This is a genomic window from Bacillus sp. EU52 (genome assembly GCF_037964975.1).
Classification (GTDB): Bacteria; Bacillota; Bacilli; order Bacillales; family Bacillaceae; genus Bacillus; species Bacillus subtilis.
The window spans coordinates 2,171,945-2,194,409 of sequence record NZ_CP150177.1 but is presented as its reverse complement, the minus strand read 5'-3'; the positions used below and the strand labels follow the sequence as shown (position 1 = coordinate 2,194,409).

General features: G+C 43.7%; 23 protein-coding genes. 21 read left to right on the top strand and 2 right to left on the bottom strand.

Translation table 11 applies throughout. The features are described 5' to 3' along the window. Positions 1-2 precede the first annotated feature (2 nt). From NSU05_RS11050 to ypjB, 3 genes are all read left to right on the top strand, one after another. Positions 3-770 carry a menaquinol-cytochrome c reductase cytochrome b/c subunit gene (locus NSU05_RS11050; protein WP_004398051.1) on the top strand — a complete coding sequence of 256 codons (768 nt, stop codon included), beginning with the start codon at positions 3-5 and terminating at the stop codon, positions 768-770. Positions 771-880: 110 nt separating this feature from the next. Continuing rightward, a complete protein-coding gene (locus NSU05_RS11045; RefSeq protein ID WP_017696530.1) occupies positions 881-1,474 on the top strand; it encodes a DUF1405 domain-containing protein in 594 nt (197 codons plus the stop codon). A 68-nt stretch (positions 1,475-1,542) separates the two neighbouring features. Next, complete coding sequence (ypjB, locus tag NSU05_RS11040) at positions 1,543-2,337, top strand: sporulation protein YpjB (protein ID WP_003230633.1); 795 nt, start codon at positions 1,543-1,545, stop codon at positions 2,335-2,337. Between the two features lie 41 nt (positions 2,338-2,378). On the opposite strand, the gene NSU05_RS11035 is transcribed toward ypjB, so the two are convergent. Next, positions 2,379-3,251 carry a YitT family protein gene (locus tag NSU05_RS11035; protein ID WP_003230635.1) on the bottom strand — a complete coding sequence of 291 codons (873 nt, stop codon included), beginning with the start codon at positions 3,249-3,251 and terminating at the stop codon, positions 2,379-2,381. 139 nt (positions 3,252-3,390) lie between these two features. On the opposite strand from NSU05_RS11035, the gene NSU05_RS11030 reads away from it, so the two are divergent. From NSU05_RS11030 to NSU05_RS10945, 18 genes are all read left to right on the top strand, one after another. Next, positions 3,391-3,726: a nucleotide pyrophosphohydrolase gene (locus NSU05_RS11030; RefSeq protein ID WP_004398044.1), complete on the top strand. Its 336-nt coding sequence runs from the start codon at positions 3,391-3,393 to the stop codon at positions 3,724-3,726. An 11-nt stretch (positions 3,727-3,737) separates the two neighbouring features. Then, positions 3,738-4,541: a 4-hydroxy-tetrahydrodipicolinate reductase gene (dapB, locus tag NSU05_RS11025; RefSeq protein ID WP_038429205.1), complete on the top strand. Its 804-nt coding sequence runs from the start codon at positions 3,738-3,740 to the stop codon at positions 4,539-4,541. Between the two features lie 15 nt (positions 4,542-4,556). Further along, complete coding sequence (gene mgsA, locus NSU05_RS11020) at positions 4,557-4,970, top strand: methylglyoxal synthase (protein WP_014477171.1); 414 nt, start codon at positions 4,557-4,559, stop codon at positions 4,968-4,970. Further along, on the top strand, positions 4,963-5,673 hold the full coding sequence (gene bshB1, locus NSU05_RS11015) for a bacillithiol biosynthesis deacetylase BshB1 (RefSeq protein WP_038429204.1): 711 nt from the start codon (positions 4,963-4,965) through the stop codon (positions 5,671-5,673). Before mgsA ends, bshB1 begins: the two co-directional genes overlap by 8 nt. Beyond that, entirely contained in the window at positions 5,670-6,803 is a 1,134-nt protein-coding gene (bshA, locus tag NSU05_RS11010) for an N-acetyl-alpha-D-glucosaminyl L-malate synthase BshA (protein ID WP_033884169.1), read from the top strand. The genes bshB1 and bshA overlap by 4 nt, the downstream gene beginning before the upstream one ends. Before the next feature lie 4 nt (positions 6,804-6,807). Beyond that, complete coding sequence (locus NSU05_RS11005; protein WP_038427780.1) at positions 6,808-8,001, top strand: CCA tRNA nucleotidyltransferase; 1,194 nt, start codon at positions 6,808-6,810, stop codon at positions 7,999-8,001. After that, positions 7,986-8,963 carry a bifunctional biotin--[acetyl-CoA-carboxylase] synthetase/biotin operon repressor gene (locus NSU05_RS11000; RefSeq protein ID WP_003230650.1) on the top strand — a complete coding sequence of 326 codons (978 nt, stop codon included), beginning with the start codon at positions 7,986-7,988 and terminating at the stop codon, positions 8,961-8,963. The genes NSU05_RS11005 and NSU05_RS11000 overlap by 16 nt, the downstream gene beginning before the upstream one ends. Positions 8,964-9,209: 246 nt before the next feature. After that, complete coding sequence (gene panB, locus NSU05_RS10995; protein ID WP_015714158.1) at positions 9,210-10,043, top strand: 3-methyl-2-oxobutanoate hydroxymethyltransferase; 834 nt, start codon at positions 9,210-9,212, stop codon at positions 10,041-10,043. A gap of 1 nt (position 10,044) precedes the next feature. Then, entirely contained in the window at positions 10,045-10,905 is an 861-nt protein-coding gene (panC, locus tag NSU05_RS10990; protein WP_024571841.1) for a pantoate--beta-alanine ligase, read from the top strand. Position 10,906: 1 nt separating this feature from the next. Next, on the top strand, positions 10,907-11,290 hold the full coding sequence (gene panD / locus NSU05_RS10985; RefSeq protein WP_003225586.1) for an aspartate 1-decarboxylase: 384 nt from the start codon (positions 10,907-10,909) through the stop codon (positions 11,288-11,290). Positions 11,291-11,415: 125 nt separating this feature from the next. Beyond that, entirely contained in the window at positions 11,416-14,211 is a 2,796-nt protein-coding gene (gene dinG, locus NSU05_RS10980) for an ATP-dependent DNA helicase DinG (protein ID WP_029726779.1), read from the top strand. A gap of 142 nt (positions 14,212-14,353) precedes the next feature. After that, positions 14,354-14,524, top strand: a complete 171-nt coding sequence (locus NSU05_RS10975) for a YpmA family protein (RefSeq protein WP_015251828.1) — start codon at positions 14,354-14,356, stop codon at positions 14,522-14,524. Positions 14,525-14,532: 8 nt separating this feature from the next. Then, the gene (tseB, locus tag NSU05_RS10970; RefSeq protein WP_014477164.1) at positions 14,533-15,018 is read left to right on the top strand and encodes a cell wall elongation/penicillin-binding protein regulator TseB; all 486 of its coding nucleotides are present in this window, start codon (positions 14,533-14,535) and stop codon (positions 15,016-15,018) included. Between the two features lie 22 nt (positions 15,019-15,040). Next, positions 15,041-16,222, top strand: a complete 1,182-nt coding sequence (gene aspB, locus NSU05_RS10965; protein ID WP_029317995.1) for an aspartate transaminase AspB — start codon at positions 15,041-15,043, stop codon at positions 16,220-16,222. Between the two features lie 143 nt (positions 16,223-16,365). Then, positions 16,366-17,658, top strand: coding sequence for an asparagine--tRNA ligase (gene asnS / locus NSU05_RS10960; RefSeq protein WP_038430016.1), 1,293 nt, complete (start codon positions 16,366-16,368; stop codon positions 17,656-17,658). A gap of 92 nt (positions 17,659-17,750) precedes the next feature. Further along, entirely contained in the window at positions 17,751-18,449 is a 699-nt protein-coding gene (gene dnaD / locus NSU05_RS10955) for a DNA replication protein DnaD (RefSeq protein ID WP_029726781.1), read from the top strand. 18 nt (positions 18,450-18,467) lie between these two features. Beyond that, a complete protein-coding gene (gene nth / locus NSU05_RS10950; protein WP_009967580.1) occupies positions 18,468-19,127 on the top strand; it encodes an endonuclease III in 660 nt (219 codons plus the stop codon). Further along, positions 19,124-19,618 carry a YpoC family protein gene (locus NSU05_RS10945; protein WP_009967579.1) on the top strand — a complete coding sequence of 165 codons (495 nt, stop codon included), beginning with the start codon at positions 19,124-19,126 and terminating at the stop codon, positions 19,616-19,618. The genes nth and NSU05_RS10945 overlap by 4 nt, the downstream gene beginning before the upstream one ends. Before the next feature lie 75 nt (positions 19,619-19,693). Here NSU05_RS10945 and NSU05_RS10940 read toward each other — a convergent pair whose 3' ends face one another. Continuing rightward, positions 19,694-22,453, bottom strand: coding sequence for a PBP1A family penicillin-binding protein (locus tag NSU05_RS10940; RefSeq protein WP_038429203.1), 2,760 nt, complete (start codon positions 22,451-22,453; stop codon positions 19,694-19,696). Positions 22,454-22,465 lie beyond the last annotated feature (12 nt).

The window sequence follows — 22,465 nt, the reverse complement described above, 5'->3', positions numbered from 1 at the left end:
ACATGCACCGGGGCAAAGGCATGAAATTTGTAGGCGACTCAAGGATACCGGCTGAAAAAAAGCCGAATATACCGAAGGATTATTCGGAGTATCCGGGTAAAACAGAGGCTTTCTGGCCAAATTTCTTGTTAAAGGAATGGATGGTTGGAGCTGTCTTTCTCATCGGTTTTCTCGTTTTGACGATTGTGCATCAGCCGCCTTTAGAGCGGATGGCGGACCCGACTGATACTGGTTATATTCCGCTGCCGGATTGGTATTTTCTTTTCTTATACCAGCTGTTGAAGTATGAATACGCCGCCGGAAGCTTTACAGTGGTCGGCGCCATGATTATGCCAGGTCTCGCTTTTGGGGCCCTGCTTTTGGCTCCATTCCTAGACAGAGGGACAGAAAGAAGGCCGTGGAAGCGTCCGGTCGCTGTCGGTATGATGCTTCTGGCCATTTCCGCTGCTGTATTTTTGACGTGGCAGTCAGTTGCTACTCATGATTGGGCCAAGGCAGAGGAACAGGGGAAAATCACAAAAGAAGCCGACATTGACACCAATGCAGAAGGATATAAGGTCTTTAAGGAACAGGGCTGTATTTCTTGCCATGGGGATAACCTTCAGGGAGGAGCGGCTGGGCCTTCATTGGTTGACAGCGGGCTGAAACCGGAAGAAATCAAAAAAATCGCTGTAGAAGGGAAAGGCAAAATGCCGGCGGGTGTGTTCAAAGGAAATGATAAACAGCTCGAAGAACTTGCAAAATTTATTTCTGAAACAACCGCAAAATAACGTATTGTGAATTGTCAAATGGAAGGATATACTTTTATTATCAAAAGCTGACCCGGCGTCAGCTTTTTTATATGGACATATTATTTTTACAGACTGAGAGTTGATTCGATGTGAAATGGTTTCAATATGTATTAGGGCAGCGGCCGATGCTTATTCTTGTCTTAGCCATTAATTTTCTAGGAACGGTTTACGGCTACTATTGGTACTTGCCGCAGCTTTTGGAGACACCGGCCCGTTTCCTGATTTTTGTTCCGGACAGTCCGACAGCAACGTTTTTCTTTCTGTTTGTGCTGCTTGCCTTTCTCATGAAACGGAATGCTCCGCTCTTTGAGGCGCTTGCGCTAGTTACCCTCGTAAAGTATGGCCTATGGGCGGTGGCTATGAATTTTCTTGTGCTTGCAGTAACTGGTGACTTGCCGTGGGAGGGCTACATGCTAATTGCTTCGCATTTTGCAATGGCAGTTCAAGGCGTATTATACAGTCCGTATTTTCGTTTTTCATTTTGGCATCTTGCAATTGCTGCAGTCTGGACACTGCATAACGATGTCATTGACTACTTGTTTGATATGATGCCGCAATACTCTATGCTTTCTGATTATATGACTGAAATAGGATACGGAACATTTTGGCTAAGCATCTTTTCAATCGGGCTTGCTTACTTTCTTGTGGTCTCAAAAAAGCAAACGAAGCTTGAGCTGATGTAAAGACAATGTTGGTCTATCCTTGTCCCTTTCTTCATATTCTGTAAGGAGAGAGAGTGGGAGGGACCTGCATGAAACGAAAGCTGACGATCTGTTTGTTGATTGCACTTATTTTTTATAATGGAAATGCCAAGGCTGCAGAGCGGGGAAGCCTCGAGGAATTGAATGATTTATCCGATACAGTCTTTCAAATGACCCGACAGGCGAAATATGAAGAGGCGCTTCAAGTCTTGGAGTATTTTGAAAAAACATTAAAATCCGCTGAGAAAAAACAGCAAGACCCCATGCTAACGGGAGCCCAAATCCGTCAAATCACATTGGGCTATAATGATATGGTTCGGAGTTTAAAGCAAGCTGATACATCAGACACACAAAAACTCAGAGCAGCCGCGCAGTTCAGAATGCTGATGGATGCGGTTGACAATCGGTCGGACCCGCTTTGGGGCTCACTGGAAAAACCGATTATGGAAGCTTTTACTGAGCTGAAGCGAGATGTCCAGAAGAATGGAAGCACAAGCTTTCATGAAAAATGGAATGAATTTATCAGTTTATATGACTTGATTTACCCCAGTCTTACAATCGATGTATCAGAGGATCAGCTTGAAACAGTCGGAAAACATATAGATGTTATTGAGCAAGAGGAATTTCAGCAAATGACAGAGAGCACGAAGCTTGAACGGCTTTCCCTTCTTCAGCATGACCTGAAAAATGTGTTTGACAGGGTGGAGGAGGATGATGCCGATCCGTCTTTACTCTGGGTGATCATTACAACCGGCAGTATCATCATTACTGCTCTTACCTATGTTGGTTACAGAAAGTACAAGGCGGAAAAAAACAAGCTGAAAAAAAGGGACTACCCTAAATAAGGATGAGGGGCGGCGGTCAGCCGCCTTTTTTCTATTACATGTCAGCGCGGAAGCGGATTTTTATTTTCATCAAGCGTAAATCCTTCTCCGAGCACATCGTGAACATCGCTTACCGCTACAAAGGCATGGGGATCAATGGAGTTAATCACGCTTTTCAGCATCACCAATTCGTTTTTCGGCACCACACAATAAAGTACATCTATATCCTCTTTTGTGTAGGAACCTTGTCCTTTCAAAATGGTGACGCCCCGTTCCATTTCTTCAAGAATCTTTTTCTGAATCAGGTCGTTTTTCGAAGAGATGATCGTAGCGCCTTTAGCAGCGTATCCGCCTTCCTGAATAAAATCGATTAATCTTGCCGCTACAAATACAGCTACCAGCGTATACATCGCTTCTTTATAGGAGAGATAAGTAAGCAAAGACAAAATGATGACGCAGGCATCGAAAGCAAACATCGTTCTGCCCATCGGGATTCCAAAATACTTATTCACTAAACGTGCGATGATATCAACACCGCCTGTCGTACCGCCGAACTTGAATATAATACCCAGTCCGGCTCCGATGAATACGCCGGCAAATAAAGCGGCGAGCGCTAAGTCGTGCTGAAGGGGCATATGGATTTCATATCGCTGAAAGATGCTGAGGAACAAAGACAAGGCTACAGTGCCGACAAGAGTATAAACAAACATTGTCCTGCCGAGCAAACGCCAGCCAATAAAAAAAATCGGAATGTTTAACACCAGGTTCGAGATAGAGGGGCTGATGTGGAAAAGGGCATAAAGCAAAAGTGTAATACCTGTAAAACCGCCCTCAGCCAGATTGTTCTGCATATTGAAATGAACCAAGCCAAATGAAAAAATTGCCGCTCCGATTAAAATAAAAAATATGTTTTTTAATCTAATTTCTCCAAGCATCACACAAAACCCCTTTTCCTTCCATTAGATAGCGTTTATATTATAGTGGATGAAAAAGAAAACAGCAAACGTGCTTAAACATTTGTCAAACGTATCTGAATTAGCTAACATGTAAGAGGATGATAGGAGGTTTCGTTCAGTGAGTGATAAAACAATGAAAGACATACAGGCTGAAGTAGACCGTTACATCGGCCAATTTAAAGAAGGATATTTCAGCCCGCTGGCCATGATGGCGAGGCTGACTGAAGAACTGGGCGAGCTTGCCAGAGAAGTGAATCACCGTTATGGAGAAAAACCAAAAAAAGCGACTGAAGATGATAAAAGCATGGAAGAGGAAATGGGCGATGTGCTATTTGTATTGGTTTGTTTAGCTAACTCCCTTGATATCTCTTTAGAGGAAGCCCACGACCGAGTCATGCATAAATTTAATACAAGAGATAAAGATCGCTGGACCAGAAAAGAAGAAGGAAAGTAGAGGAGATCAAGATGTCAAACGAAACAATTAAAGTAGTCATTGCGGGACCGCGTGGAAGAATGGGGCAGGAAGCTGTTAAATTGGCAGAACGAACACCACATTTTGACCTTGTCGGGGCCATAGACCATACATACGATCAGCAAAAATTATCTGATGTGATGCCTGTTGAGTCAGATGCTTACATTTACACAGATATCCATGCCTGTTTTACAGAAACACAACCGGATGTCTTGATTGACTTAACAACGCCCGAAATCGGAAAAGTACATACAAAAATTGCATTAGAGCACGGAGTCCGTCCAGTTGTCGGAACAACCGGTTTCTCAGAAGCTGATTTAAAAGAGCTCACATCTTTAACAGAAGAAAAAGGGATCGGAGCCATCATCGCGCCAAATTTTGCGCTCGGTGCGATACTGATGATGAAATTTTCAAAAATGGCTGCCAACTATTTTGAGGATGTTGAGATTATTGAGCTTCATCATGACCAGAAGCTTGACGCACCAAGCGGGACTGCGCTTAAAACAGCGGAAATGATTTCAGAAGTCCGTAAAGAAAAGCAGCAAGGACATCCAGATGAAAAAGAAATTCTCCCAGGAGCAAGAGGAGCGGAGCAAAACGGCATTCGCTTGCACAGCGTCCGTCTTCCGGGACTGATCGCGCATCAGGAGGTCATGTTCGGCATGGATGGCCAAACGCTTCAGATACGCCATGATTCTTATAACCGTGCTTCTTTCATGTCAGGCGTTAAACTGTCAGTCGAACAAGTCATGAAGATTGATCAGCTTGTGTATGGTTTAGAAAATATCATTGATTAGACGGGGGGATAAACAATGAAAATTGCTTTGATCGCGCATGACAAGAAAAAACAGGATATGGTTCAATTTACGACTGCCTATCGGGATATTTTAAAGAATCATGATCTATACGCAACCGGAACCACAGGGTTGAAAATTCAAGAGGCGACAGGTCTTCAAATTGAACGTTTTCAATCCGGCCCTTTAGGGGGAGACCAGCAAATCGGTGCACTGATCGCTGCCAATGCACTCGATCTTGTCATTTTTTTGCGCGACCCGCTGACCGCGCAGCCGCATGAACCGGATGTCTCGGCATTAATCCGGTTATGTGATGTGTATTCCATTCCGCTCGCCACAAATATGGGTACTGCGGAAATTCTTGTCCGCACACTTGATGAAGGTGTTTTCGAATTCCGTGACCTTCTTCGGGGAGAAGAGCCGAATGTATAATGCTGACGTTCTTGCTTTTGGCGCCCACAGTGATGATGTCGAGATCGGAATGGGCGGCACAATAGCGAAGTTTGTCAAACAGGGAAAAAAAGTAATGATATGCGACTTGACAGAAGCGGAACTCTCTTCTAACGGTACGGTCAGTTTACGTAAAGAAGAAGCAGCTGAAGCAGCCCGCATATTAGGCGCAGATAAAAGAATTCAGCTGACGCTTCCAGACCGCGGCCTAATAATGAGTGATCAGGCAATTCGGTCGATTGTCACTGTCATCAGAACCTGCCGCCCAAAAGCGGTTTTTATGCCGTATAAAAAGGATCGCCATCCGGATCACGGCAATGCGGCTGCACTGGTGGAAGAAGCGATCTTTTCCGCCGGAATCCATAAATATAAAGATGAAAAAAGCCTTCCGGCGCATAAAGTCAGCAAGGTTTACTATTATATGATAAATGGTTTTCATCAGCCGGATTTTGTTATTGATATCTCGGATACAATAGAGGCAAAGAAACAAAGCCTCAACGCCTACAAAAGCCAGTTTATCCCGTCAAAGGATTCAGTTTCTACTCCTCTGACGAATGGTTATATCGAGATCGTTGAAGCGAGAGAAAAGCTTTACGGTAAAGAAGCGGGCGTGGAGTATGCCGAAGGTTTCTTTTCCAAACGGATGCTGATGCTTGATCATGATGCGCTTGGGGGCGAACAATGAGAAAACTAAAAATAGGAATCACATGCTATCCGAGCGTTGGAGGCTCAGGTATCATTGCGACAGAACTGGGGAAGCAGCTTGCTGAAAAGGGACATGAAATCCATTTCATCACATCAAGCATTCCGTTTAGACTGAATACATATCATCCCAATATTCATTTTCATGAAGTTGAGGTTAATCAATATGCTGTTTTTAAATATCCTCCGTATGATTTGACATTGGCAAGCAAAATCGCTGAGGTGGCGGAACGGGAGAATTTAGACATTATCCATGCTCACTATGCTCTTCCGCATGCCGTTTGCGCCTATCTTGCAAAACAAATGCTGAAACGCAATATCGGCATTGTTACAACTTTGCATGGCACGGATATCACGGTGTTAGGTTATGATCCGTCTCTAAAAGATCTGATCCGTTTTGCTATTGAGTCATCAGACAGGGTGACGGCCGTCTCCTCAGCGCTTGCTGCTGAAACATACGATTTAATTAAACCGGAGAAAAAAATTGAAACGATTTATAACTTTATAGACGAGCGCGTGTATCTGAAGAAAAACACAGCGGCAATTAAAGAGAAACATGGAATTTTACCAGATGAAAAAGTCGTCATCCATGTGTCCAACTTCAGAAAAGTTAAACGCGTGCAGGATGTCATCCGTGTGTTCCGCAATATCGCTGGCAAAACGAAAGCGAAGCTGCTTTTAGTCGGAGACGGTCCGGAGAAATCGACAGCCTGCGAGCTTATCAGAAAATATGGCTTGGAAGACCAAGTCTTAATGCTTGGAAATCAAGACCGTGTTGAAGAGCTTTATTCTATTAGCGATTTGAAGCTGCTGCTATCTGAAAAAGAAAGCTTTGGCCTTGTCCTGCTTGAAGCGATGGCTTGCGGAGTGCCTTGTATCGGAACAAACATTGGCGGTATCCCTGAGGTTATTAAAAACAATGTGAGCGGATTTTTGGTGGACGTCGGTGATGTTGGGGCCGCAACAGCCCGCGCGATGAGCATTTTAGAAGATGAACAGCTAAGCAATCGTTTTACAAAGGCGGCAATAGAGATGCTTGAAAATGAATTTTCTTCCAAAAAAATTGTCAGCCAGTATGAACAGATTTATGCCGATTTAGCAGAACCGGAGTGATCACATGGAAAAAGTTTTTATCAAAGCACTTCCCGTGCTCCGCATCTTAATCGAAGCAGGCCATCAGGCTTATTTTGTCGGAGGCGCAGTTCGTGACAGCTATATGAAACGAACGATCGGAGATGTCGATATCGCGACAGATGCGGCACCTGATCAAGTAGAACGGCTGTTTCAGCGGACTGTTGATGTAGGCAAAGAGCATGGGACCATTATTGTGCTCTGGGAGGATGAAACCTATGAAGTCACGACATTCCGGACTGAATCTGATTATGTTGATTTCAGAAGACCGTCAGAAGTGCAATTTATCTCATCATTAGAAGAGGATCTAAAACGCAGAGATTTAACGATCAATGCGATGGCCATGACAGCGGACGGGAAGGTGCTTGATTATTTTGGCGGCAAGAAAGATATTGATCAGAAAGTGATTCGAACCGTTGGAAAGCCTGAGGATAGATTTCAAGAGGATGCGCTTCGTATGCTGAGAGCCGTACGCTTTATGAGCCAGCTTGGCTTTACGCTTTCACCGGAAACAGAAGAAGCCATTGCGAAAGAAAAATCACTCCTCTCCCATGTTTCAGTCGAACGAAAAACTATAGAGTTCGAGAAATTGCTGCAGGGAAGAGCTTCTCGCCAGGCGCTTCAAACACTCATTCAAACGAGATTGTATGAAGAGCTTCCTGGTTTTTATCATAAACGAGAAAACCTGATTTCAACGAGTGAGTTTCCATTCTTCTCTTTAACATCCCTTGAGGAGCTTTGGGCTGCTCTTTTAATTAACCTTGGCATAGTTTTGAAAGACGCGCCCCTTTTCCTGAAAGCATGGAAGCTCCCGGGAAAAGTGATCAAGGAAGCCATTCACATTGCCGATACGTTTGGCCAGAGCCTTGACGCAATGACAATGTACAGAGCTGGGGAAAAAGCACTGCTCTCAGCGGCCAAAATATCGCAGCTTCGGCAAAACGAAAAACTGGATGAAAAGAAACTGAAGGACATTCAGTACGCTTATCAAAACCTGCCGATCAAAAGCCTTAAGGATCTTGATATCACGGGTAAGGACTTGCTTGCGCTTCGAAACCGGCCGGCCGGAAAATGGGTATCAGAAGAATTACAGCGGATCGAGCAGGCTGTTGTGACAGGGAAGCTCTCCAATCAAAAGAAACACATAGAGGAGTGGCTGAAGACATGCGGTCAACATTAAGAAAAGACCTTATTGAATTATTTTCTCAGGCCGGCAATGAATTTATTTCCGGCCAAAAAATCAGTGATGCTCTCGGCTGTTCAAGAACTGCTGTGTGGAAGCATATTGAAGAGCTTCGGAAAGAGGGTTATGAAGTAGAAGCCGTTAGAAGAAAAGGATATCGGCTCATCAAAAAGCCCGGAAAACTCAGTGAAAGCGAAATCCGCTTTGGATTAAAAACGGAAGTGATGGGCCAGCATCTTATTTATCATGACGTTCTTTCAAGCACGCAAAAAACGGCTCATGAGCTTGCGAATAATAACGCACCGGAAGGCACCCTCGTGGTGGCTGACAAACAAACAGCCGGAAGGGGCCGAATGTCTAGGGTATGGCATTCTCAAGAAGGAAACGGCGTTTGGATGAGCCTGATTTTGCGGCCTGACATTCCGCTCCAAAAAACACCGCAGCTAACTCTGCTTGCTGCAGTAGCTGTTGTGCAGGGAATAGAAGAGGCAGCAGGCATCCAAACGGATATTAAATGGCCAAATGATATTTTGATTAACGGAAAAAAAACAGTCGGCATCCTAACGGAAATGCAGGCTGAAGAAGACCGCGTACGTTCAGTGATCATTGGGATCGGCATTAACGTTAACCAGCAGCCTAATGATTTTCCAGATGAATTGAAGGACATCGCGACAAGCCTCAGCCAAGCTGCTGGGGAAAAAATTGATCGGGCCGGCGTCATCCAGCATATTTTACTATGCTTTGAGAAACGGTACCGGGATTATATGACGCACGGATTTACGCCGATTAAGCTTTTATGGGAAAGCTATGCGCTCGGTATTGGCACTAATATGAGAGCCAGAACGTTAAACGGAACCTTTTACGGTAAGGCGTTAGGTATAGATGATGAAGGCGTTCTGCTTTTAGAAACGAACGAAGGCATTAAAAAAATCTATTCTGCCGATATCGAATTGGGCTAATGTGTTGGTACAAGCCCGTTGATTTTGGTATACTTCCATTGGGCAGTATCGCCTGCGAACTGCACCTATTATTAAAATAGATAGACATTGCAGCAGTCTGCCTTGATCCAAAAAAGGACTGGGACAGAGGGATGAAACTCGCCGAACTTTAGAAAGTGAAGAATCCTTCTCGTTGTAACGGAAGGTTTTTTTGGCTTGTAGAAGAAAACGGCAGATCATCTCCTCTAAACATAAGGAGGAGAAAACATGAAAACAAAACTGGATTTTCTAAAAATGAAGGAGTCTGAAGAACCGATTGTCATGCTGACCGCTTATGATTATCCGGCAGCTAAACTTGCTGAACAAGCGGGAGTTGACATGATTTTAGTCGGTGATTCACTCGGAATGGTCGTCCTCGGCCTTGATTCAACTGTCGGTGTGACAGTTGCGGACATGATCCATCATACAAAAGCCGTTAAAAGGGGGGCGCCGAATACCTTTATTGTGACAGATATGCCGTTTATGTCTTATCACCTGTCTAAGGAAGATACGCTGAAAAATGCAGCGGCTATCGTTCAGGAAAGCGGAGCTGACGCACTGAAGCTTGAGGGTGGAGAAGGCGTGTTTGAATCCATTCGCGCATTAACGCTTGGAGGCATTCCAGTAGTCAGTCACTTAGGTTTGACACCGCAGTCAGTCGGCGTACTGGGCGGCTATAAAGTACAGGGCAAAGACGAACAAAGCGCCAAAAAATTAATAGAAGACAGTATAAAATGCGAAGAAGCAGGAGCTATGATGCTTGTGCTGGAATGTGTGCCGGCAGAACTCACAGCCAAAATTGCCGAGACGCTAAGCATACCGGTCATTGGAATCGGGGCTGGTGTGAAAGCAGACGGACAAGTTCTCGTTTATCATGATATTATCGGCCACGGTGTTGAGAGAACACCTAAATTTGTAAAGCAATATACGCGCATTGATGAAACCATCGAAACAGCAATCAGCGGATATGTTCAGGATGTAAGACATCGTGCTTTCCCTGAACAAAAGCATTCCTTTCAAATGAACCAGAAAGTGCTGGACGGCTTGTACGGGGGAAAATAAGATGAGACAGATTACTGATATTTCACAGCTGAAAGAAGCCATAAAACAATACCATTCAGAGGGCAAGTCAATCGGATTTGTTCCGACGATGGGGTTTCTGCATGAGGGGCATCTAACCTTAGCAGACAAAGCAAGACAAGAAAACGACGCCGTTATTATGAGTATTTTTGTGAATCCTGCACAATTCGGCCCTAATGAAGATTTTGAAGCATATCCGCGCGATATTGAGCGGGATGCAGCTCTTGCAGAAAACGCCGGAGTCGATATTTTATTTACGCCAGATGCTCATGATATGTATCCCGGTGAAAAGAATGTCACGATTCATGTAGAAAGACGCACAGACGTGTTATGCGGGCGCTCAAGAGAAGGACATTTTGACGGGGTCGCGATCGTACTGACGAAGCTTTTCAATCTAGTCAAGCCGACTCGTGCCTATTTCGGTTTAAAAGATGCGCAGCAGGTAGCTGTTGTTGATGGGTTAATCAGTGACTTCTTCATGGATATTGAATTGGTTCCTGTCGATACGGTCAGAGAGGAAGACGGCTTAGCCAAAAGCTCTCGCAATGTATACTTAACAGCTGAGGAAAGAAAAGAAGCGCCTAAGCTGTATCGGGCCCTTCAAACAAGTGCGGAGCTGATCCAAGCCGGTGAAAGAGATCCTGAAGCGGTGATAAAAGCTGCAAAAGAAATCATTGAAACGACAAGCGGAACTATAGACTATGTAGAGCTTTATTCCTATCCGGAACTCGAGCCTGTGAATGAAATTGCTGGAAAGATGATTCTCGCTGTTGCAGTTGCTTTTTCAAAAGCGCGTTTAATAGATAATATCATTATTGATATTCGAGAAATGGAGAGAATATAATATGTATCGAACAATGATGAGCGGCAAACTTCACAGGGCAACTGTTACGGAAGCAAACCTGAACTATGTGGGAAGCATTACAATTGATGAAGATCTCATTGATGCTGTGGGAATGCTTCCTAATGAAAAAGTACAAATTGTGAATAATAATAATGGAGCACGTCTTGAAACGTATATTATTCCTGGTAAACGGGGAAGCGGCGTCATATGCTTAAACGGTGCAGCCGCACGCCTTGTGCAGGAAGGAGATAAGGTCATTATTATTTCCTACAAAATGATGTCTGATCAAGAAGCGGCAAGCCATGAGCCGAAAGTGGCTGTTCTGAATGATCAAAACAAAATTGAACAAATGCTGGGGAACGAACCAGCCCGTACAATTTTGTAGAAGAAAAGCCCCCTTTATCGGGGGTTTTCTTTTAAGATTTTGAGAGTAAAACGGTTTTGCCGCTCCATTTCCGTACAAAACGTGTTACACTTTTGTCGTATGCAAGAATTGAGGTGTCCATTTTAATGAATAAGCAACGGTTCGTTGTTATAGATGTAGAGACAACAGGGAATTCGCCGAAGAAAGGCGATAAAATCATACAAATCGCAGCGGTTGTAATCGAAAATGGACAAATTACTGAGCGGTTTTCAAAATACATTAATCCAAATAAATCAATCCCTGCTTTTATTGAGCAGCTTACTGGAATCTCTAATCAAATGGTCGAGAATGAGCAGCCATTTGAAGCAGTTGCTGAAGAAGTATTCCAATTGCTTGACGGCGCTTATTTTGTCGCCCACAATATCCATTTTGACCTTGGATTTGTCAAGTATGAGCTACATAAGGCGGGCTTTCAGCTCCCAGATTGTGAAGTGCTTGATACTGTCGAGCTCTCACGTATTGTTTTTCCGGGATTTGAAGGGTATAAGCTGACGGAATTAAGCGAGGAGCTTCAGCTGCGGCATGATCAGCCGCACCGGGCTGACAGCGATGCTGAAGTGACAGGGCTTATTTTTTTGGAAATCCTTGAAAAGCTGCGGCAGCTTCCTTATCCGACATTAAAGCAGTTAAGAAGGCTTTCGCAGCATTTCATCAGTGATCTGACGCATTTGTTGGATATGTTCATTAATGAAAACAGACATACCGAGATACCGGGCTATACGCGCCTTTCTTCGTTTTCTGTCAGAGAACCTGAAGCTATCGCTGTTCGTATAAATGAGGACGAGAACTTCTCATTTGAGATCGAAAGCTGGGAAGCGGGAAATGAAAAAGCGCTGTCAGAGTTAATGCCTGGGTATGAAAAAAGAGACGGCCAAATGATGATGATGAGAGAGGTGGCTGATGCGTTTGCCAATCGTGAGCATGCGCTGATTGAAGCTCCTCCAGGCATTGGAAAAACGATTGGCTATCTGATTCCGGCTGCGCTTTTTGCCAAGAAATCAAAAAAGCCGGTCATAATCAGCACGTATTCGACGCTTTTACAGCAGCAGATTCTCACAAAGGATTTGCCGATTGTCCAAGATCTGTTTCCATTTCCGGTAACAGCGGCGATTTTAAAAGGGCAATCGCATTATTTATGCCTGTATAAATTTGAGCAGGTGCTTCATGAAGAAGATGATAATTATGATGCCGTACTGACAAAGGCACAGCTTCTTGTTTGGCTGACAGAGACAAATACAGGAGATGTAGCGGAACTGAATTTGCCTTCAGGCGGAAAATTGCTGTGGGACAGATTGGCTTATGACGATGACTCCTATAAAAGAAGTCGCAGTGAGCATGTGATCGGTTTTTACGAGCGGGCCAAACAGATTGCTATGCGCTCTGATTTGGTGATCACCAATCATTCCCTTTTGCTGACCGATGAAGGCAGCCAGAAAAAAAGGCTTCCCGAAAGCGGCACATTTATTATTGATGAAGCACACCATTTTGAACGTGCGGCAAGCGAACATTTAGGGAAAAGAGCCACGTACATAGAATTGCATACGAAATTGAGCAGAATCGGCACTCTGAAGGAGCAGGGACTTCTTAAAAAGATGAGACAGCTATTCCAGCGAAACAGCCTGCCGGTTGATTCATTTTTCGAATTGGAAGAGTGGCTTCAGCACGTTCAAGCAGAAAGTGATGCTTTCTTCAGCTCTGTACATTCTTTTGTCAAACGAAGAAAACCTAAAGAAGACTTAAACCGTCTAGTGTTTAAGGTGAACAAAGAAAGCCAGGATAAAAGCTGGTCGATCTTAACGGATGGTGCGGAGAGGCTTTGTTCCATGCTGACACATTTGCAGCAGCTTTTTGAGGCACAGTCATCCCTGATGGAAAAACATTTGAAGGGTATGAAGAGCAAAACCGTCTTTTTAGCCGATGAATACCAAAGAAGCATGAAAGGCTTGCAGCATTACTGTCAGACGTTGCAGAAGCTCTTCTTTGGGTCTGATGACGATGAAGCGGTTTGGATTGAAATAGATGCAAAGGGTGCGAAAAATGCAGTGGCCATTTACGCACAGCCTCTTGAACCTGGTGAACTTCTGGCTGATCAGTTTTTCGCGCGCAAAAATAGTGTGGTGCTGACATCTGCAACCCTTACAGTCGAAGGTTCTTTTCAATTTATGATTGAACGACTGGGACTGAGTGACTTTTTCCCGCGGACAATGAGAATTGAGTCACCCTTTTCTTACGATGAGCGTATGCAGGTGATGATTCCAAAAGAAATGAAATCAATTCAGGATACAGGGCAACCTGAATTTATACAGGATACAGCCCGTTATATCGAACTGATGGCAAAGGAAAAACAGCCTAAAATCCTTGTGCTGTTTACATCCCATGATATGCTGAAAAAGGTTCACCAGGAGCTTAAGCATAACATGAGTGCTTCCGGCATTCAGCTCTTGGCACAAGGGATTACAGGCGGAAGTCCCGGCAAGCTGATGAAGACTTTTAAAACATCCAATCAGGCGATCCTGCTCGGAACAAATCATTTTTGGGAAGGCGTTGATTTCCCTGGTGATGAGCTGACGACAGTAATGATCGTGAGGCTCCCATTCCGGTCCCCTGATCACCCGCTTCATGCTGCAAAATGTGAGCTTGCCCGCAAAAAAGGAAAGAATCCGTTTCAAACAGTGTCATTACCGGAAGCTGTGCTGACCTTCAGGCAAGGAATCGGACGCTTGCTGCGTTCTGCGGGAGACAAGGGAACGATTATTATATTGGACAGACGGATTAAAACCGCTGGTTACGGCCGGCTGTTTCTTGATGCCTTGCCGACAACCTCAGTATCCGAAATGACTGACAGCGAGCTTGAAGCTTATGTTGCAGGGGAAAAAGAATAAAAGCCGCATAAAGCGGCTTTTGCGGTGTGGGAGTAGGATGGTGTTTTATTTAAAAGCGGATTTCCCGCTCTGTGATACTAGTATGGCGTGTCCTGAAATGGAGTATGACTAACAATATTTGTTCAAACTGGAGGATGAAAAAATGGAAAGTAAAATCGAAATTCTTTCAACAATTAATGTAGAGCATTCTGATGATCTGTATAAAATTGTGGACACATTGAATCGTACACTGAAAAGAGAAAATCTGATGTTCGGCCTTGCACTGGATGAAGAAAACAAAAACCAAGCCGTTTTTACCATTTATCGTACGTAGGTGAGAAGATGAGAAAAAAAGCATTAATATTTACCGTCATTTTTGGTATTATTTTTTTAGCAGTACTTCTTGTCTCGGCAAGCATTTATAAATCAGCCATGGCACAAAAGGAAGAGGGGCACGAAGCAGCAGCTGCTGAAGCTAAAAAAGAAACCGATCTCGCCAATGTTGATCAAGTCGAAACATTTGTCGGAAAAGAAAAATATTATGTTGTAAAGGGAACGGATAAAAAAGGCACTGCATTATATGTCTGGGTTCCTGCTGATAAAAAAGCAAAAATTCTCTCAAAAGAAGCGAAAGAGGGAATCTCTGAAGACAAAGCGGCGAAAATCATAAAGGATGAAGGGCTGGTTTCAAAGCAAAAAGAGGTTCATCTGGCAAGAGAAGGAAACGTCCTGCTTTGGGAAGTGACGTACTTAGACAAAGAAGGGCAATACAGTTTAAGTTATGTGGACTTTACAACTGGAAAGATTCTCAAAAATATCACGCCTTAAGACGAATTAGGGGGAGTTCAAGTTGAAACTGGCAAGAAGAGTATCCGCATTAACACCATCAACCACACTGGCAATCACAGCGAAAGCGAAAGAACTGAAAGCCGCAGGCCATGATGTCATCGGCTTAGGAGCAGGAGAACCTGACTTCAATACACCGCAGCATATTATTGATGCCGCTGTGCGTTCGATGAACGAGGGCCATACGAAATACACGCCTTCCGGTGGTTTGGCTGAACTGAAAAACAGCATTGCAGAGAAATTTAAACGCGACCAGAATATTGAATACAAACCGTCTCAAATTATTGTCTGCACTGGTGCCAAACATGCTCTGTATACCCTTTTCCAAGTGATTTTGGATGAAGAAGATGAAGTTATTATTCCAACGCCTTACTGGGTAAGCTACCCGGAACAGGTGAAACTCGCTGGCGGAAAGCCTGTTTATGTAGAAGGGCTTGAGGAAAATCACTTCAAAATTTCGCCTGAGCAGCTGAAAAATGCAATTACGGAAAAAACAAAAGCAATCGTTATTAACTCTCCAAGCAACCCGACTGGTGTCATGTATACGGAAGAAGAACTATCTGCACTCGGTGAAGTGTGCCTTGAACATGATATCTTGATTGTGTCAGATGAAATTTATGAAAAACTTACATACGGCGGAAAGAAACATGTTTCCATTGCACAGCTGTCAGACAGACTGAAAGAGCAAACGGTCATTATAAACGGCGTATCGAAGTCCCACAGCATGACAGGCTGGAGAATCGGTTATGCGGCAGGCTCTGAAGACATTATTAAAGCGATGACGAACCTTGCAAGCCACAGCACGTCAAACCCGACATCAATCGCACAATACGGAGCGATTGCTGCTTATAACGGGCCTTCTGAGCCATTGGAAGAAATGAGAGAAGCATTTGAACATAGATTAAATACGATCTATGCAAAGCTCATAGAAATTCCAGGGTTCAGCTGTGTGAAGCCGGAAGGTGCTTTTTACTTGTTCCCAAATGCAAAAGAGGCAGCTCAATCTTGCGGTTTCAAAGATGTAGATGAATTTGTTAAAGCGCTTCTCGAGGAGGAAAAAGTTGCGATTGTTCCAGGATCCGGATTTGGCTCTCCTGAGAATGTCCGTCTTTCTTATGCAACATCGTTAGATCTTCTTGAAAAAGCCATTGAAAGAATCAAGCGTTTTGTAGAAAAACATAGCTAACAGATCAAAAAGCGGCTGACAGAAAAGCCGCTTTTTATCTGCATTGACCCGGTTAGTTAAGAGCGGGTATAATAAAGTGATGATAAAAGAGTTCGCGGGGCAATGAGCTTCCGAATGTCTTTCTTGTTTTGGAGGGAAATATGTTGAAAACAACAATCAACCAAGTGTACAAGCACGTAGGTGAGGAAGTAACGATCGGAGCTTGGGTCGCTAATAAGCGTTCAAGCGGGAAAATTGCGTTTTTACAGCTTCGGGACGGTACCGGTTTTATTCAGGGTGTCGTAGTAAAAGCGGAAGTGGAAGAAAGCATTTTCCAAACAGCTAAATCAGTGACGCAGGAAACGTCGCTCTATATAAAAGGGATTGTCAAAGAGGACGAGCGTTCTCCGCTTGGATATGAACTTGCTGTGACAGATATTGAAGTCATTCACGAAGCGACCGATTATCCAATTACACCAAAAGAACACGGAACGGAATTTTTGATGGATCACAGACATTTATGGCTGCGTTCAAAGCGCCAGCATGCGATCATGAAAATCCGTAATGAAATCATTCGCGCGACTTACGAATTCTTTAATAACGAAGGCTTCGTAAAAGTGGATCCGCCAATTTTGACTGGAAGCGCACCTGAAGGAACAACAGAACTCTTTGCGACAAAGTACTTTGATGAAGATGCATATCTGTCTCAAAGCGGCCAGCTCTACATGGAAGCTGCGGCAATGGCTTTAGGAAAAGTATTCTCTTTCGGACCGACATTCAGAGCGGAAAAGTCTAAAACAAAGCGCCACTTAATCGAATTCTGGATGATCGAACCGGAAATGGCGTTTGTAGAATTTGAAGAAAACCTTCAAGTACAGGAAAATTACGTTTCTTTCATCGTGCAATCAGTTCTTAAAAATTGCAAAATTGAACTAAACACATTGGGAAGAGACACGTCAAAACTTGAGCAAATCAAAGCTCCGTTCCCAAGAATTACGTATGATGAAGCGATTGAATTTCTGAAAGAAAAAGGCTTTAACGATATCGAGTGGGGAGATGATTTCGGAGCGCCTCATGAAACAGCGATTGCTGAACATTATGACAAACCGGTATTCATCACTCGCTATCCGACGTCCTTAAAACCGTTCTATATGCAGCCGGCTTCTGACCGTGAGGACGTTGTGCTTTGCGCTGACTTGATTGCGCCGGAAGGCTATGGAGAAATCATCGGCGGGTCTGAACGGATTCACGATATGGAACTTTTGGAATCGCGTCTAAAAGAACATGGACTGGATTCTGACGCATATAAATGGTATGCTGAACTTAGAAAATATGGATCAGTTCCTCATTCCGGCTTCGGCCTTGGATTAGAGCGGACAGTAGCTTGGATCAGCGGAGCGCCTCACGTTCGTGAAACGATCCCGTTCCCAAGACTGTTAAACCGTCTGTATCCGTAATACATTCAAATGAAACAAAAAAGAGTCTCCTGCAAGGGAGGCTTTTTACAGTAAAGGGGCAATCACAATCCTTTACAGTAAGAGGTGTGACGATGAAAAAACAGCAATTTATTGATATGCAGGAGCAGGGAACATCAACCATCCCCAATCTTCTGCTCACGCATTATAAACAGCTTGGGCTTAATGAAACTGAACTTATTCTGCTGTTAAAAATTAAAATGCATTTAGAAAAAGGATCATATTTTCCTACACCGAATCAGCTGCAGGAAGGTATGTCAATTTCTGTTGAAGAATGCACAAACAGATTGCGGATGTTTATTCAAAAAGGCTTTCTGTTTATTGAAGAATGCGAGGATCAAAACGGCATCAAATTTGAGAAATATTCTCTTCAGCCTTTATGGGGGAAACTGTACGAGTATATTCAGCTTGCACAGAATCAAACAAAGGAAAGAAAAGCAGAAGGGGAACAAAAAAGCCTTTATACCATTTTTGAGGAAGAGTTCGCAAGGCCGTTATCGCCTTTGGAGTGTGAAACGCTGGCGATCTGGCAGGACCAGGATCAGCATGACGCACAACTGATCAAACACGCGTTAAAAGAGGCTGTACTATCAGGAAAACTCAGTTTCCGCTACATTGACCGGATTTTGTTTGAATGGAAGAAAAACGGGCTTAAAACTGTGGAGCAGGCGAAAATACACAGCCAAAAATTCCGGCGTGTACAAGCAAAGCAGAATGAACCGCAAAAAGAGTATAAAAGGCAGGTTCCTTTTTACAATTGGCTTGAACAATAAAGTGAAAAGGTGACAATCGTGTTAAATCTAAAACAAATTGAATTCTGTTTAGACAAGATAGGTGACATGTTTCCTCATGCGGAGTGTGAACTGGTTCATTCCAATCCTTTTGAATTAGTGGTGGCTGTTGCTTTATCTGCGCAATGTACAGATGCACTTGTAAACAGAGTGACCAAAACATTATTCCAAAAATACAAACGGCCGGAAGACTATTTGGCTGTTCCGCTGGAAGAGCTTCAGCAAGATATTAAATCAATCGGTTTATATCGTAATAAAGCGAAAAATATTCAAAAGCTGAGTAAAATGATTATTGAAGATTACGGCGGAGAAGTGCCGAGAGACCGCGATGAGCTTGTCAAACTGCCAGGGGTCGGGAGAAAGACTGCAAACGTAGTGGTATCCGTTGCGTTTGGCGTGCCGGCCATTGCTGTAGATACCCATGTGGAGAGAGTCAGCAAACGATTGGGCATTTGCCGGTGGAAGGACTCGGTTCTGGAAGTTGAAAAGACGCTGATGCGCAAGGTTCCCAAAGAAGACTGGTCCGTTACGCATCACCGGCTTATTTTTTTCGGCAGATATCACTGTAAAGCCCAATCTCCGCGCTGTGCGGAGTGTCCGCTGCTTTCTTTGTGCAGAGAAGGGCAGAAGAGGGATAAAAAAGGACTGGTGAAACGATGACGCAAGCAAAAGAAGTGTTGGCTTCCTATGAGCAATACTTGCGCAGTCTTGGCCAGAAGAGTTCCTCGGATATGAAGAAAACCTTGCAGACCAATCCCGTGTATTTTGATTTCTGCACGGAATTACAAGGCGATTTGCCATGGGAGGACAGCGGGAAATACGTTCCGCTTTTATTTGAAGTGTGGGATGACATCAAAGCATCACTTCTCCCAGTCTTTCAAACACGAAAATCGAGATGTGACCAAAACGAAATGTTAAAGGGCATTGTGTGTTTGCTGGCTTCGTTACATTGGACAGCAGGTGAGCCGGTGAAATCGCTCGATTGGCAAGAACTGAGGGAGAAATCATATCCCGCAAAGCCGATTAATTGGGCTGAACGAGTGGAATTTATTCTTCTTAAGCCGACCCAATACCATTGCTTTATTCAGCTTGATGAGCTGATTACCGAAATGAAAAAGCATTTTTATAAATATCATGCGATGAATCGATAAAACCTCCTGTTAAAACGGGAGGTTTTTTATTGTGTACCAAAAAAGCCATCACCCCAAAGGTGACGGCTTTTTTGGTTAATTTGTTTTTTCAATTGATGATGAGTTTGTTTGTGTTTTATTAGATGTGTCTGTTTTATTTTTATTCGTGTCAGTACCTGTTGAGTCATTCGTATCTGAGTTCGAATCACCATCCGACGTATCCTGGTTGTTGCTGTTATTACTGTTATTGTTATTACTATTGTTAGATTGGTCTTGGTTACTGTTGTCAGACGGATTGGTGTTCGTGTTGTCTTGTTTTTTGTCTTGATCATTTGTTGAATCATCTGTCTGATCTTGATCCGTCTTACCGTCATCTTTTTGAGAATCATCAGTTTGTGTATCATCCTGAGTCTTCTCATCATCTTGTTTTTCATCATCCGTTTGTTGCTGGTCTTTTTTATCTTCATCGTCTTCAGCTTTTGGCACCTCATAAGATGTGGAAGCTGTACTTTTGCCATCATCACTGACGGCTGTTACTTCGAATTTGTACACAGATCCTGGCTGCACACCCGAAATGACTGCCTCTTTTGCAGAGCTGTTTTGAATTTCCGAGTAGCTGCCGCCGTCAACAGATTGCTTTACAGCAAAGGTCGCATCTCCGTCGTAATTCCAGCTTAACGTTAAAGATTGATTGTCTTTATCGTATTTCACGTTTAAACCAGACAGTTTAGCTGTTTCCTCTTTTTCTTCTTTCTCATATGTTTTAGAAACAGTAGAAGGAGCTGTGCCTTTAACAAAGTACTCTGTGAGCTTCTTATCGCTTGGCGTATTTGGCCCTGCCAGTTTTGCAGGGTTTGAGCCTTTTTCTACAGAGGCTTCCACTACGCTGTCAGGTTTCTCAAATGATCCGCTTCCGTCATCGACATCGGCGATGAGCTGGGCGAAGATGCGCTTTGCAATCTGTTGCTCTGTTTTATTTAAAGATTTTTTTCCTATCTTATTTTGAGAATCTACACCTGTCCAAACAGCAGCGGTATATTGAGGTGTATATCCTACAAACCATGAATCTGGTACACCGCCTTGTGCAATATTGTATTTTTGCATATCCGCTTCATCAAAGTTGGTTGTACCTGTTTTACCTGCAACTTCCACTCCCGGAACTTGTGCAAGCTGTCCAGTACCTGTTTTAACAGCTGTTTTCAGCATATCTGTAATCATAAACGCAGTATAATCGCTCATTGCTGACTTTGATTTTGGTGTTAAATCAAGCTTTGTGCCATCGTTAAATTCAATAGACTTTACAAAATGCGGTTCGTTATATGTTCCGTTATTTCCGAATGCACTGTATGCTCCAGCCATAGTTAGAGTAGAGACACCGGGATTACCTTCTCCGAATCCTCCGATAGAATATGATTCATACACTTTTTCTTTATTTAATCCGAGCCCCAGTCCATTAGCAAAATCAACTGCTGCATCTTTTCCGACTGCTTGGAATGCTTTTAGAGCCGGAATGTTACGTGATTGGGCGAGGGCTTCACGCATAGACATGACCCCTTTATAGGAACGGTCAAAGTCTCGAATAGGTGTTCCATCTGAATACGTGTAAGCTGAATCATCAATTTGCTCGTAAGTTGACCATTTTTTATTTTCAATCACTGGACCGTAGTCGAGAATAGGTTTAATGGTAGACCCAGGCTGTCGCTGGGCTTGGGTCGCGTAATTATAGCCACCAACCGTAGAATCTCTTCCGGAGCCAATCGCCCGCACTTCTCCGGTTTTCGTATCGAGAAGGGTAACGCCGCCCTGCATGCCTTCAGTAAATCCGACGGTGTCTCCGTCCATTAATTCATCTAGTTTATCTTGTGCTTTTGTATCTAATGTCGTATAGATCTTTAATCCGTCAGCAGATGGATCGACATCAGATTTTTCATCAATTTCCTTCATAACCTCTTCAACAAATGCGCTGTATTTGTTTGTACTTGCTTTTTCATATTCCTTCTGTGACACGACGCCTTCGTCTTTCACTGCCACTTTTTTCGCTTTGTTATATTGAGAATCAGAAATAAATCCTTGCTTTTTCATCAGACTGAGTACGATGTTCCGTCGTTTTTCCGCTTTATCCGGGTTTTTGACCGGGTTGTACGCTGTTGGGCTCTGCGGCATTCCTGCAAGCGTCGCAGCCTGTTCGACAGTCAATTTGCTTAAATCTGTAACGCCGAAAAATTCTTCCGCCGCTTTTCCGATTCCGTATGCTCTAGGAGAAAAATAAATCCGGTTTAAATACATTTCTAAAATTTCATCTTTAGAGTAATTGCGCTCCAGCTGAATCGAAAGCCATACTTCCTGCACCTTCCGTTTCAACGTTTTCTGATGTGAAAGAAGGGAGTTTTTGACGACCTGCTGGGTGATCGTACTTCCGCCTTCAGCCCCGAAGCCGTCTTTAAAGTTGGCAACTAAAGCACCGCCGATACGGACAGGGTCAATCCCGTGGTGCTCATAAAAACGAGCGTCTTCTGTCGCGATAAAGGCTTCTTTTACAACATCGGGAATTTCATCTATCGAGACGTAGGTCCGTTTTTCGGCGCCGACTTCGGCGATCTCTTTTCCATTTTTATCATAAATCGTTGATGAATAAGGCGTCTTCAATTTGCTTTCATCAAGTGACGGCGCATCAGAAACCATGACGGCAAATGTAACAGCACCGCCGACTACGCCTAAAACAAACAGAATGAGTAAAGTGAAAAGGGTCTTTTTAAACAATCCGCCCTTTTTTCGTTTCTTGCCTTTTTTCGGTGAAGGACTCGACTTGCTGTTCGCTTTTCGTCGAGCTTCACGGCTGTTAAATTGATCTGACATAACATCTCAACC